At 48.7% G+C, this 14,073-nt stretch carries 9 protein-coding genes and 1 pseudogene; 7 read left to right on the forward strand and 3 right to left on the reverse strand.

What is annotated here, in order from left to right; genetic code table 11:
• Positions 1-182, forward strand: a pseudogene (locus ACUVJL_RS31970) (hypothetical protein); the annotation flags it as partial.
• An 83-nt stretch (positions 183-265) separates the two neighbouring features.
• On the opposite strand, the gene ACUVJL_RS31975 reads toward ACUVJL_RS31970, so the two are convergent.
• The 3 genes from ACUVJL_RS31975 to ACUVJL_RS31985 all read right to left on the reverse strand — a co-directional run bounded on the left by ACUVJL_RS31975 (position 266) and on the right by ACUVJL_RS31985 (position 7,031).
• Positions 266-5,035 carry an Ig-like domain-containing protein gene (locus ACUVJL_RS31975; RefSeq protein ID WP_445249505.1) on the reverse strand — a complete coding sequence of 1,590 codons (4,770 nt, stop codon included), beginning with the start codon at positions 5,033-5,035 and terminating at the stop codon, positions 266-268.
• Positions 5,036-5,241: 206 nt separating this feature from the next.
• Positions 5,242-5,934 (reverse strand): response regulator, encoded by a 693-nt coding sequence (locus ACUVJL_RS31980; protein ID WP_445249506.1) that lies wholly within the window; start codon positions 5,932-5,934, stop codon positions 5,242-5,244.
• Complete coding sequence (locus ACUVJL_RS31985) at positions 5,931-7,031, reverse strand: sensor histidine kinase (protein ID WP_445249507.1); 1,101 nt, start codon at positions 7,029-7,031, stop codon at positions 5,931-5,933. Before ACUVJL_RS31985 ends, ACUVJL_RS31980 begins: the two co-directional genes overlap by 4 nt.
• A 298-nt stretch (positions 7,032-7,329) precedes the next feature.
• On the opposite strand from ACUVJL_RS31985, the gene ACUVJL_RS31990 reads away from it, so the two are divergent.
• From ACUVJL_RS31990 to ACUVJL_RS32015, 6 genes are all read left to right on the forward strand, one after another.
• Positions 7,330-7,665 carry a TrkA C-terminal domain-containing protein gene (locus tag ACUVJL_RS31990; RefSeq protein ID WP_445249508.1) on the forward strand — a complete coding sequence of 112 codons (336 nt, stop codon included), beginning with the start codon at positions 7,330-7,332 and terminating at the stop codon, positions 7,663-7,665.
• Entirely contained in the window at positions 7,650-9,410 is a 1,761-nt protein-coding gene (kdpA, locus tag ACUVJL_RS31995; RefSeq protein ID WP_445249509.1) for a potassium-transporting ATPase subunit KdpA, read from the forward strand. Before ACUVJL_RS31990 ends, kdpA begins: the two co-directional genes overlap by 16 nt.
• Positions 9,411-9,488: 78 nt before the next feature.
• A complete protein-coding gene (gene kdpB, locus ACUVJL_RS32000; protein WP_445249510.1) occupies positions 9,489-11,582 on the forward strand; it encodes a potassium-transporting ATPase subunit KdpB in 2,094 nt (697 codons plus the stop codon).
• Between the two features lie 156 nt (positions 11,583-11,738).
• Complete coding sequence (gene kdpF / locus ACUVJL_RS32005) at positions 11,739-12,008, forward strand: K(+)-transporting ATPase subunit F (RefSeq protein WP_445249511.1); 270 nt, start codon at positions 11,739-11,741, stop codon at positions 12,006-12,008.
• Positions 12,009-12,096: 88 nt separating this feature from the next.
• Entirely contained in the window at positions 12,097-12,726 is a 630-nt protein-coding gene (kdpC, locus tag ACUVJL_RS32010) for a K(+)-transporting ATPase subunit C (protein ID WP_445249512.1), read from the forward strand.
• A gap of 75 nt (positions 12,727-12,801) precedes the next feature.
• The gene (locus tag ACUVJL_RS32015; protein WP_445249513.1) at positions 12,802-13,944 is read left to right on the forward strand and encodes a sensor histidine kinase KdpD; all 1,143 of its coding nucleotides are present in this window, start codon (positions 12,802-12,804) and stop codon (positions 13,942-13,944) included.
• The last annotated feature ends 129 nt before the right edge of the window (positions 13,945-14,073 follow it).

The following is a 14,073-nucleotide window of genomic DNA, read 5'->3' on the forward strand; positions in this document are numbered from 1 at the left end:
AGTTTGTGGGATGGGCGTCTCGCCCGTCCTTTTTGGACGGGCGGGACGCCCATCCCACAATAACAATTAAAATTGTAAGTTATTTAATTCGCGATCCTAGGTTGATTGCCGATCGCCCAACCGTAGGATCAGGTAAAGCCGAGCGATCGCACCCATACGCCTATTGGGCAGCGCGCAGCTAAAAACTAGGAGATTGCAAGCGTTTGAGGGATTTCGCTCGACTTTCGCTCGGCACTCACGCCAGACAGGGGGGAGGATGTAGTGCTTAGCCAAAGATGGTAAAATCATTGAGATCATCGATCGCACTCGCTGACACCCCATTCAAAGCAGCCAACAGTTGACCATTCTCACCAATCCTGATGAAAGCTGAATCAGCGTTTTGGGTAATACTAAGTTGAGCAAAAGTTAGACCGCCCGCTAACACCAGCGCATCTTCACCTTTTGTGAAATCAGTAATTATATCCGGGCCTTCACCTGCTGTTAAAACAAAGCGATCGCGCCCCATGCCACCGCTGAGAATATCATTTCCCAAACCCCCAATCAGATAATCGTCGCCTTTACCCCCAGAGAGAGTATCGTTGCCCTCGCAGCCCCATAGGTTGTCACTACCGCCGTTGCCAAACATCAAATCATAGCCAGCACCGCCGCACAGGGAATCAGACTCGCCGTTAAAGTCGATCGCCTGGTCTCCGAAAATAGTATCGTCCCCTTCGTCGCCGCAAATGCTATCACTGCCGCGATCGCCCAATAGCAGATCGTTGCCAGTACCCCCCACCAGAACGTCATTGCCCTTGCCGCCGTAAACCGTATCACTGCCCTCACCGCCGCTTAAAGTATCCGCAGCATCTCCCCCGTTCAACAAGTCGTTGCCCGCAGCGCCAAAGAGCAAATCCCGTCCAGTCGAGTCAGGTCTAAACGGGTCAAAACTGCCTCCAAACAAGCAGTCGTTACCCTCAGACCCAACTATAGTGTCATTGCCCTTGTCGCCCCAAATCAAGTCATCGTCTTTGCCGCCGATCGCCACATCATCGCCCTTACCCCCGAAAAGGCGATCGTCGCCGCCGGCGCCGTTGAGGTAATCATTGCCATTGCCGCCAAACAGCATGTCTTTGTCTGCATTCGGGCCAAGGGGGATATTGGTGGGCACTCCCCCGTAAATATTGTCGTTGCCTTTTTGGCCCAGCAGAATGTCGTCGTTGTTGAAACCGCTGATAACGTCGTTGAGATTGCTGCCGATGAGGAAGTCGTCGCCGTCAGTGCCGTTGAAAGTGAGATCGACTGAATTCGGGCCCGGAATCAAACCGATCGCGGGTAGGGTAATCTCTTCGCAAATGCAATCGCAATCGTCTGGAGTTCCCGTGGGAGTCGGAGTCGGAGTTGCCGTCGGAGTCGGAGTTGCCGTCGGAGTCGGAGTTGCCGTCGGAGTCGGAATCGGAATCGGAATCGGAATCGGAATCGGAATCGGAATCGGAATCGGAGTCGGAGTCGGAGTTGGAGTTGGAGTCGGAGTCGGAGTCGGAGTTGGAGTCGGAGTCGGAGTCGGAGTTGCCGTCGGAGTCGGAGTCGGAGTCGGAGTCGGAGTCGGAGTTGGAGTCGGAGTTGGAGTCGGAGTTTCCGTCGGAGTCGGAGTTGGAGTTTCCGTGGGAGTAGGTGTCGGAATCGGAATCGGAGTCGGAGTCGGAGTCGGAGTTGGGGTCGGAGTTTCCGTGGGAGTCGGAGTCGGAGTCGGAGTTGGAGTCGGAGTTGGAGTCGGAGTTGGAGTCGGAGTTGGTGTCGGAGTAGGTGTCGGAGTCGGAGGGTTATTGACAACAATGCTTGCCGTGACGATCGCAGAATCAGCTTTCCCGTCATTAGCCTTGTAGGTAAAAGAGTCTGTCCCTGCAAAACCAGCATTCGGAGTGTAAATGAAAGAACCGTTAGCGTTGAGGCCGATCGACCCAGAAGCCGGATTTGTTACCAGAATCGCAGTCAGCGCATCGTTTTCCGGGTCTGTATCGTTGATTAAGACTCCCAACCCCCTCACGTTGAGACCCGTATTAAAAGCAGTAGTATAGCTGTCTGAATTGGCTGTAGGCGGGTTATTGTTGACGTTTACAGTTACGGTAGAGGGTGCAGAGTCAACTATCCCGTCGCTGACTGTGTAGGTAAAGGTGTCTGTTCCAAAAAAGCCTGCGTTAGGAGTATAAGTGAAAGAACCGTCTTTATTGAGGGCGATCGAGCCTTTAGTTGGGTTTGCGGCCACCGCAGCAGTTAGTGTGTCCGAGTCTGCGTCGGAGTCGTTGCCTAAAACTCCCGGCACTGTTACGCTGAGGAGTTTTCCCGCACTGAGGCTGTAGCTATCGGGATTTGCTGTTGGCACACTGTTAGTGACGTTGATCTTCACCGTGGCGGGGACAGCCTGGGCCCCGTCGCTAGCGCTGTAGGTGAAGGTGTCTGTCCCTGCAAAGCCTTGGTTAGGAGTGTAATTGAATGTGCCGTCGGGGTTGAAGATGATCGTACCGTTGGTCGGGCCTGTAACTAAGGCAGCACTCAGCGTGTCTAAGTCGCCGTCGGTGTCGTTGCTTAAGACCGACGGCACTGAGAACAGAACTTTGTCGTGCTGGATGCTGTAGGTATCCGGTTGTACAGTTGGCTGACTATTGGTGACCTTAATTGTCACCGTCGCGGGGACAGTCTCGGCCCCGTCGCTAACACTGTAGGTGAAGGTATCAGTACCCACAAAGCCAGGGTTAGGAGTGTAATTGAAGTTGCCGAAGGAATCGAATACGAGTTTACCTTGGGTCGGGCCTGTGGCTACAGTGGCCCTGAGGAAGTCGTTGTCGCCGTCGCTGTCGTTGCTTAAGACCGACTGCGCTGAGAACAGAATTTTGTCGTGCCGGATGCTGTAGGTATCGGGTTGTACAGTTGGCTGACTATTGGTGACGTTAATTGTCACCGTCTCGGGGACAGTCTCGGCCCCGTCGCTAGCGCTGTAGGTGAAGGTATCTGTACCGACAAAGCCTGCGTTAGGAATGTAAGAGAAGTTGCCCAAGGAATCGAATGTGAGTTTACCTTGGGTCGGGCCTGTGACTACAGTGGCCCTCAGTATGTCGTTGTCGCCGTCGCTGTCGTTGCTTAAGACCGGCTGCGCTGAGAACAGAACTTTGTCGTGCAGGATGCTGTAGGTATCGGGTTGTACAGTTGGCTGATTATTGGTGACCTCAATTGTCACCATCGCAGGGGCAGTCTCGGCCCCGTCGCTAGCGCTGTAGGTGAAGGTATCTGTACCGACAAAGCCAGGGTTAGGAGTGTAATTGAAGTTGCCGAAGGAATCGAATACGACGAGTTTACCTTGGGTCGGGCCTGTGACTACAGTGGCACTCAGCATGTCGTTGTCGCCGTCGCTGTCGTTCCTTAAGACCGACTGCGCTGAGAACAGAATTTTGTCGTGCACGATGCTGTAGGTATCGGGTTCTACAGTTGGCTGATTATTGGTGACGTTAATTGTCACCGTCGCGGGGATAGTTTCCACCCCGTCGCTAGCGCTGTAGGTGAAGGTATCTGTACCGACAAAGCCTGCGTTAGGAATGTAAGAGAAGTTGCCGTCGGGGTTTAATGAGAGTGTACCTTTAGTCGGGTTTGTGACTACAGCGGGACTCAGGATGTCGTAGTCGCCGTCGCTGTCGTTGCCTAAGACCGACTGCGCTGAGGAGAGCACTTTATCGTGCAGGACGCTGTAGATGTCATTGACGGGCACCGGGAAATTATTAACCGAGATGGGGCCGAGAGTAAAAGCGGCACTTGCTTGGTCTGTGGCGTCGCCGAAAAATAGGAAGTTTGGGGAGTTGTAGGGACTGTACGGTAAAGGAGGCTGGCTGGTTGTTGGATCAAATGCCGTGTAGTCGCGTAGCGGCTGAGTTGTCAGCAATGCTGTGCCGCCGGCAAACAGGCTGTAAGTGTTGCCTTGAACGACGAGTTTATAGTCTGTAGCATTGCTGATGTTAAATGCTGCATTTTCCCCGCGAGTGAACAGGGGAGTATCTTCCTGAGCAAAGATGCCTCCCTTGGGGCCGAGGTTGCTGTTGGTGAAACCCAGTTCAATGCCCTTTTCACCGTCGCTGCTAATGGCGATGATGCTGAAACCTGCCCGATCGTTACTATTACTATTTTCAGCCGTAACTGCAACGTTGAAAGAGACGCTATAACCGTTTGTGCGGTTGAGGCCGGGGAAACTTGAGTTGAGTAAACTAAATGTTGCTGGTTGTTGCGGAGTAGGGGGGATGTATTGGTAGTTTGTATAGCCGGCGTAGCCTGTAGTGTTATTAGCCGCCGTCACGCTAGCAGTATTAATGCCCGTCGTGTTGGGCGAGAACGCACCAGTGGCAAGGGAACCAGAACCGAATGGCGAAGGTAGAGGTATCTGTCCGTAAGCTAATTGAGTACGGTTCGCTGTCCCGATACCGGCGATGGGTCCGCCTCCAAACGGCAAGGTTACAAGCGGAAAGTTAGTGCCGTCGTAGAGGGTAAAGCCGAAAATAAATTGGTAAGCAGCCATTGTGGCTGGCCCGATCGCCAACCCAGATGACACGGCTCCTGTTGTATAATCTAGCTGCCAGTCTCCGCCCTTAGCTTCAGGGCCGATCGGCGATCTAGAAGCAGCAATTTTTGCCTTGGTTAGCTGACTCAGTTGCTGCACAAAGTTAGCGCCCTTCTCCCCCGCCGCTACCTCGCACCCGTACAGCAAAATCTCTCCACTGTCTGCCAGGGATCTCGACCAACGCTGCAATTGTTTAGCGTAAGTTTTTAAATTTATTAAGTTTAGATCGATCGCGCCTAGCTGCAAACTCGCCGGGCGGCCGTGGGAGATGATATGAATGCTTTTGATATTGCTGCGATTCGCTAGTGCCTCAGTAATTTGTTCTACTCCATCCCGCACCACATCGAGGGTAATAACTTCTGTCCCCAATTCGATGCCGTTGCGGAGAGTTTCGCCATCGGGAACGGCAGAGTCGAGAAAGGCGATCGCAGTAAAAACTGAACTGATAAAATTTTTCAAAATATACCTCTGGTTATAGGACCGTAGGAAATTTAAGACGTGTTAAGCTTAGCAAATTCAAAAATTCAATGTCATCATTAAAATTAAGAATTAAGACGAATAATACTAATTTTCCGTGAGCCTGCAACAGACGCATCTTGATAGAGGCGGACTTAGCCAGTGAATCCTTTTAACAACCTACAATTCCGCTACAAAACCCGCCTATATCAAGGTTTGATCGCCAAAAGTTCTTCGGCTACCAATCCTTTCTGAATAGCGAGCACTGCTGCTTGAGTGCGATCGCGCACTTCTAACTTTTGCAATATCGCGTGCACGTGAACCCGCACAGTCCCCGGAGCAATGTACAATATTTGTGCAATTTCCTGATTGCTTTTCCCCCCCGCAACTAAAGCCAAGATTTCCTGTTCTCGCTTCGTCAGCGGATTTTCCAAAACTTCTGATTTTGACCCAACTTTCACAGGTTCAGGATTAGCAAAAACCGCCCTAATTTCCGCAGTTGCCGCCTTATCCCACCACGAAGCACCCGCTGCTACCGATCGAATTGCCAAAACCAAAGTTTCCGCCGCAATTCCCTTGAGGCAATATCCCTGAGCCCCCGCTGAAATCAACCTTTCAATTAACGATTTTTGGGCGTGAGATGTTAAAATTAAAACCGGAATTAATGGATGTCGCTGTTTAATTTGGCGACACGCTTCAATGCCGCCAATTCCCGGCAAACCGACATCGAGAACCACCACATCCGGCAAATGTTCCTGCGTTAATTCTACCGCTGTTTCGCCATCTTCGGCTTCCGCAATTATTTGCAAGCAACTTTCTTGCTGCAACCGCGTTTGCAGCCCCAACCGAAACAGTTCGTCGTCTTCAACTAAGAGAATTCGCAAGGGATAAGCTGGTTTCATTTCTGTGGGATCGCAGGGAGTCGGAATCCAAATAAAGCACCGTGTGGCAAGTTATTTTCTGCCCAAATTATACCGCCGTGCGCGTCAATAATTTGGCGAGACAAGTATAACCCCAATCCCGATCCTTTGGCTTGCCGATCGCCATTTCCTTGATAAAAACGCTCGAACAAGTGCGGCAGTTCTTCTGCTGTAATCCCCAAGCCGCTATCGATTACTTTCACCACTTGATAACTAGAATAAGATTCCATGAGTATTTCTACTTTACCACCGCGAGGAGAATGGTTGATCCCATTTGTCAGCAAATTAACAAAAACGCGCTGGAGTTGCGCTGCATCGCCTTTTACCCACAAAGAGCGGCGGAAATCTGACTCTCCGTAACTCATACTAATATAAACTCGACGCGCCGCTGATAAATGGATCAGTGTTGCGATTACTTCTTCTGCCAAAGCAACTAAATTTACGGAAGTAAGTTGCAGTTTTAAACCTTCAGCATCGTTGCGGTAAACATCTAGCAACGTTTCTACTAATTGTAGTGACATTTTGTGCGATCGCGCCATTGTTTCGAGAACTTTTTGCTGACTGGGGGTGACATTCCCAAATTTTGCTGACTGAAAAGCTTTGATTGTTTCGATCGCCCCCAGCATCGGCGTTTTTAAGTCGTGACTCAAAGTAGAGACAAAATCTTCTCGGATGCTTGCTAGCTGCTGCTGCGACTGCAAATCAGCTTTAGCGATCGCGATCGCTTCTTGGTACTGGTGGTTGCGATCGCTCAAATATCCCGTCACCCCTAAAGCCATGACTGCGATCGATCTATTTGCAACTGTGGCTAGGGCAGTCTTTTCTCCATGAGTAACAAACAAATCTAACAGTGTCAAAGCTGCCGTTACTAGGGTAATTTGTAACTTCCCCAACCGACTCAATCGCGAATTAGCCAGTAAAATCGGACCCGTATACAAATACCCAAACAGATACTCCGGCGGCGTAGTAAATTCCAGCAGTGCAACGATCGCGAATAAAAGAGCGATCGACCACCGCCCCCGCAAATACTTCTCTTGAATTGCCAGGTTTTTTTTAATTGTCAATAAGCTTTTCAACATCCTCAATTAATCCATTTTAAATTTTATATTTACACTCAACTCTCTGCCTTCTACCTTTCTTAAAACTCTCTTGTCTATTGTGGCGCAAAAAAATAGCGTTTAGATAGCATCTATATCTGCAAATATAGATTCTTAACACTATCTAAACATTTGTCTATTAGTAAAAATATAGACCAAAATAACATAACTTGTAAACACCAACTTATACCTCTAGGCTGATTATCAATAATAATAGCCTTAAGTATAGTAATTAGTAAGAGTCAACCGCATTTTGTGCCTAGTAAAAGTCATATCATATATGAGCTTTGCAGAACCAAAACTTATCCAAGTTGCCATCCTATTCAACAGCAGTTATTGCGGCATGGCATTAAATGATATACAATTGCCCAGTAGCGGCCAGTGCTTGGGGTTAGCAAGAAAAGGGCGAGTAATTCTAGCTAGCGAAAACCCGGTGATCTACTACGGAGATTGCATCTTAGCAGTAGCATTGAATTCGGCGATCGCCCCCGAACTATATGTGACCTTGAAGAAAACTCACCCGGTTTTGTGGACTTCTTTTAGAAGCCCTTTCCCAAGTAGTGAAGCGTATTTATCCAACGAGGACTTTTTGGCTCAATTATGCTGCAAGGATTAATTCAAATCGCATTAACGCTAATCATTTTAGTAGCGATATCGCCTTTGTTTGGTAAATACATGGCGCGGGTGTACATGGGAGAAAAAACCATCCTCGACCCCGCCATCAAACCTGTAGAACAACTCATCTATACCGCCGGCAATATCCGTGTTGTTGATTCGATGACAGGTTGGCAGTATGCCCGATCGTTACTCTACAGCAATGTAGCAATGGGCATATTTGTTTTTCTAATTTTGATGCTTCAAGGAGTGCTGCCTTTAAATCCCACCAGCTTAGGCACACCAACCTGGGATACTGCGCTGCACACAACTATTTCATTCCTCACAAATACCGACCAACAGCATTACTCGGGCGAGACAACCTTCAGTTACTTATCCCAGTTAACTCTGGGATTTTTAATGTTTACCTCAGCCGCTACCGGTTTAGCAGTAGGTATTGCCTTTATTCGGGGATTGACTGGCCGCCCGCTGGGCAACTTTTACATCGATTTAATTCAATCAATCACCAGGATTCTGCTGCCCCTTTCTTTAATAATTGCCTTACTTTTGCTAATTTCAGGAGTGCCGGAAACCCTCGCCGGGCCGGCCGTTGCCCGTACCTTAGAAGGCGGCACGCAAGTAATATCTCGCGGGCCAGTAGCTCACTTTGAAAGCATCAAACAACTGGGAGAAAATGGCGGCGGATTTTTTGCGATGAACTCGGCTCACCCCTTTGAAAATCCCAACCCTTTTACCAACCTGCTGGAAACACTAGCAATGGTTTCTATACCAGCAGCTATGATTCACACCTACGGCAGATTTGCCAACAACAAAAAGCAGGGATGGCTGATTTTTTGGATGGTGTTTGCCATCTATGTAATTTTGATTGGCCTTGCAGCGTTTGGCGAGTACGGCGGCAACCCTCAAATTAATAATTTACTGGGCGCGCAGCAGCCAAATTTAGAAGGCAAAGAAGTTAGATTTGGCTGGGCCGAGACTGCACTGTGGGCGGTGACTACGACTGGCACAATGTGCGGCGCTGTCAACGGAATGCACGATTCTTTAATGCCTCCCGGTGGTTTTGCTACTCTGTTTAATTTGTTTCTGCAAATCGTTTGGGGCGGACAAGGAACGGGAACGGCTTACTTATTTATTTACTCGATTTTGAGCGTATTTCTCACGGGATTGATGGTGGGGAGAACGCCGGAATTTTTGGGACGCAAAATTGAGAAACGGGAAATTGTTTTAGCCAGTGTTGTTTTATTAATTCACCCGATCGCAGTTTTAATCCCCGGTGCCATTTCTATCGCCTTTACCGACAGTTTGAGCGGCATCAGCAACCCAGGATTTCACGGCATTTCTCAGGTGATGTACGAATACGCTTCGGCGGCGGCTAACAACGGTTCTGGTTTTGAAGGATTGGCCGACTCTCAACCCGCGCCGACAGGAGTTTGGTGGAATTTAAGCACCTGTTTTAGCCTCCTGTTGGGGCGCTACGTTCCAATTATTGCCCTGCTGCTTTTAGCTGACAGCATGACGAACAAACAACTGGTTCCCGAAACAACGGGCACTCTCAGAACCGATTCAGTTTTGTTCACTAGCGTAACCGCAGGAGTAATCTTAATTCTAGGCGCGCTGACATTTTTCCCAGTTTTGGCTTTAGGGCCAATTGCCGAAGGATATGAAATTAGCAGCGGCAAGTTTGAACCAGCATCGATAACTGTACCCACAACACCTTTAGCAACACCAACTCCTCCACCTCAGTAGCGAAAATCCTCAACCTCACTCTTCTCTTTCTCTGTGTTCTCTGTGTTCTCTGTGGTTCATTAAAAATCCCAAATCGATATGGCTTCTTCCAATACCCCTGATTCCCCAAAAAAACCTGCTAGAGGCTCTCGCGAATCTCGCAAGCACACGCCGAAAGCAAATACTAAAGGTCTTTATCAAAGAGCTTTTAAAGAAGCTTTTGTGAAGCTAAACCCGCGGGTGATGCTGAAAAATCCGGTGATGTTTGTGGTGTGGGTTGGCACAATTGTGACTGCATTATTAACGATCGACCCGACGCTGTTCGGCCCGGTTCCCGGCGAAAATCAGAGAGTTTTCAACGGTTTAGTGACGTTAATTTTGTTCTTCACTTTGGTATTTGCTAATTTTGCCGAAGCGGTGGCGGAAGGGCGCGGCAAAGCGCAAGCAGATGCGCTGCGATCGACCAAAGCCGACACAACAGCCCGCAAACTCTTACCAGACGGTTCAATTCAAGAAGTTAGTTCGACATCCCTGAGACGCGGCGACCAAATTAAAGTGATCGCAGGCGATGTCATTCCTTCCGACGGCGAAGTGATTGCAGGCGTCGCATCTGTAGACGAATCTGCGATCACCGGCGAATCCGCGCCGGTGCTTAAGGAACCGGGTTCGGACATCGCCAGTTCCGTTACCGGCGGGACGCGCATCCTTTCGGACGAATTGACGCTGCGGGTGATGGCCGACCCAGGTAAGGGGTTTTTGGACAGGATGATCGCGCTGGTAGAGGGCGCAGAACGATCGAAAACGCCAAACGAGATCGCGCTGACAGTGCTGCTGGCGGTGCTGACGCTGGTGTTTTTGATTGTGGTTTCGACGATTCCGCCGCTGGGAAATTATGTAAAAACTCCTGTGGGCGTGGTGACGCTGATTTCGCTGCTGGTGGCGCTAATTCCAACAACCATTGGAGGTTTGCTGAGCGCGATCGGCATTGCAGGGATGGATCGCGTCGCTCAGTTTAACGTGATAGCCACCTCTGGACGCGCCGTGGAGGCTTGCGGCGACGTGAATACGCTGATTTTGGACAAAACGGGGACGATCACCCTGGGGAACCGTTTAGCTGAGGAGTTCATTCCGGTAAACGGTCACTCGCTGGAGGAGGTTGCGAGTGTAGCCCTTGCTGCTAGCCTGTTTGACGATACTCCAGAGGGAAAGTCGATCGTCCGTTTGGCTCAGAATTTGGGCGCACAGGTTGATTTCGATCGCACCAACGCCACTGGGCTTGATTTTTCCGCAAAAACGCGGATGTCTGGCACCGATTTGCCGGATGGGACGGAGGTTCGCAAAGGGGCGGTGGAGGCGGTGAAGGGTTTTGTGCGATCGCGCGGCGGCAATTTCGGCCCGGATCTCGATGAAGCTTACGAGCGGGTTTCCCGGCTGGGGGGCACACCGTTGGGAGTTTGTCAAGGCAACGACACCTACGGCATTATCTATTTGAAAGATATTATTAAACCGGGGATTCGCGATCGGTTTGACCAACTGCGAAAAATGGGAATTCGCACCATTATGCTCACCGGAGATAACCGGATTACAGCATCAGTAATTGCCGATGAAGCAGGCGTTGACGACTTCATTGCCGAAGCAACTCCCGAGGACAAAATAGAGGTAATTCGCAAGCAACAAGCAGAAGGCAAATTAGTAGCAATGACTGGAGACGGAACTAACGACGCACCCGCACTAGCGCAAGCAAACGTAGGACTCGCGATGAATTCTGGAACCCAAGCCGCGAAAGAAGCTGCAAACATGGTGGACTTAGATTCTGACCCTACCAAACTAATTGACTTAGTGACAATTGGCAAACAATTGCTGATTACTCGCGGCGCGCTGACCACATTTTCCCTAGCCAACGATATTGCTAAATATTTTGCAATTATTCCCGCCATGTTTGCCCCCGTTGGCGCATTAAACGTCATGGGTTTAGCCAGCGGTCAATCTGCGGTTTTGTCAGCATTAGTTTACAATGCTTTGATTATTCCCGCTTTGATTCCCCTAGCATTAACCGGGGTAAAATTTCGACCTTTGAGCGCCAACCAACTGTTGCAGCGGAACATTTTAATCTACGGATTGGGAGGAGCAGTCGCGCCGTTTATTGCTATCAAAATTATTGATATTTTGATTACCGCCGTTGGGCTAGCATAGAAGAAGTTCGGCAACGGATTCACTCGACGGATGTAACGGATAATTCTCGTTCCCCGGCTCTGCCGGGCAACGCTGATCCAGAGGCTCTGCCTCGATTTCCCCCAAAAAATCATCCAATAGAAAGACAGATATTTATTCCCAAAATAAGGAGAATTCATGAAACGGAATGATTTGCTAAATGATGTTTTTTCCAGAGATTTTAAAGAAATTATTGAGTTAGGACAAATGCTTGGGCAGCGCCACCCAATCCCAGTGCAGCTATTTCTGGTAATGTGTTTTAATTTAATAATTGCCCCTGCTGTTTATGCGGCTGCCGATGATGGTTTGACCAAAAAAGCTGCCTGGGGTTTAAGTCTTTTGGGTTTGGTAATCGTCGGACTCGCCGTTTATTTGTTTGTCGTGATTTTTCAGCCCGAAAGATTTTAATACTGCTTCTGAAAGGCTGGATAATTAATCCGTCTATCCGTGTCAAAATCCCTGTTTTGACTTGATCATTCATTAATTGAGGTAATTTATGAGAGAATTAATCCGAGTAATTCGCCTGACTTTAGTTTTGTGGGGAATCACCGCTATTATTTATCCCTTGATATTGCTAGGAATCGGCCAAGTTGCTTTTAATTCGCAGGCAAACGGCAGCTTAATTACTAAGCAAGGAGTTGTCGTGGGTTCCTCCTTAATCGGTCAACCTTTCAGCTCGGATAAATATTTGTGGAGCCGCCCCAGCACCACAAATTACAGCAGCTTTGCAACCGAAGATTACGCTCCCACAAAGACAGAAAATTTAAGTCAAACAACAGGTGTTTCGGGAGCTAGCAACCTTGCCCCCAGTAACTCGGATTTGCTGAAGCGAGGTAATGAGAAAGATGGTTTTCAGGGGGTGCAAATAGAATTAGACCGCCTCAACAAAGCTGGTATCAAACCGACTGCTGATTTAGTCTACACCTCGGGTTCTAGCCTCGATCCGCACATTAGCCTAGAGGCAGCTAGGGCGCAAATTCAGCGGATAGCAACGGTGCGATCGCTCAATCTCAATCAAGTAGAAATGTTGGTAGCCAAAAATACAGATGGTAGATTTCTCGGCATTTTCGGCGAACCGGGAGTTAATGTCCTCCAACTGAATTTGGCTCTCGACAGTTTACAATAGTTTACAACAGTCGGCAGTCATCGGTCATAAACTGACTGATGACTGAAGATTGACTAACTACTCACTAATCAGCCGATGATTCACTCTAGCCAACTTCCCCACAATCCAGAGGCAGTTTACGCCCAACCGAACCGTACTTACGATCGCACCCCGCGCCGGGGAAAGCACAAAATATTTATCGGCATGGCCCCCGGTGTTGGCAAAACTTTCCGAATGCTGGAAGAAGGGCACAGGCTCAAATCAGAAGGCATTGATGTGGTAATTGGACTATTAGAAACTCACGGGCGAAAAGAGACAGCAGCTAAAGGCGAGGGACTAGAAATAGTGCCCAAAAAACAAATGCTGCGCGGCGAAAAAATTCTCAACGAAATGGATGCGGATGCTGTCATAGAACGCCGTCCTCAATTAGCCTTAATAGACGAACTGGCTCATACAAACATTCCGGGTTCTCTGCGAGAAAAGCGATATCAAGATGTCGAAGAAATTCTCAATGCTGGGATTGATGTTTTTTCCACGCTAAACATTCAACACATAGAAAGTCTCAACGATTTAGTAGCTCGAATTACCGGAGTTGTAGTGCGAGAGCGAGTGCCCGATCGCGTCCTCGAATCTGCTGACGAAATAGTCGTTGTCGATGTCACGCCGGAAACTTTAGAAGAAAGGTTGCTAGAAGGCAAAATTTATGCTCCCGAAAAAATTGAACAATCTTTAGAAAACTTTTTCCAGCGCCGTCATTTAATTGCTTTGCGAGAACTCGCCCTGCGAGAAGTCGCAGACAATGTTGAAGACGACGCAGCAACTTTAAAAGGTCAATCTTGCAACATTCACGAACGAGTATTAGTATGCCTCTCGACTTATCCGAATTCCTTGCAACTGCTGCGACGGGGTGGGAGAATTTCTAGCTACATGAATGCCCCATTTTACGCTCTTTTTGTCGATAATCCCGATCGGTTTTTAACAAAAGCCGAAAGCTTGCACGTTGAAACTTGCCAGAAGCTTTGTCAAGAATTTAATGGGCAATTTCTGCGGGTGGAGAGTCCGAACATAGCAAAAGCGATTTCGGAGGTAGCTAAACAGTATCGCATTACTCAAATTGTGATCGGCGAAAGCCAGCAATCCCGCTGGAGATTGCTACTGCGGGGTTCTTTGACTCAACAGTTAGTGCGATCGCTCAAACACGTAGATTTGCACATCATCGCTACCGAAAAAAGTCAGTAGTCATTAGTTATTAGTCATTAGTCATTAGTCATTAGTCAGTAGTCATCAGTCGGATGCTCTCAGGTAAATTAACCATAATACTTGTAGGGGCGGGTTTCACCAACAATCTCTAATTCCCACTAACAATCT

The organism is Microcoleus sp. OTE_8_concoct_300 (assembly GCF_031383065.1).
GTDB lineage: Bacteria > Cyanobacteriota > Cyanobacteriia > Cyanobacteriales > Microcoleaceae > Microcoleus.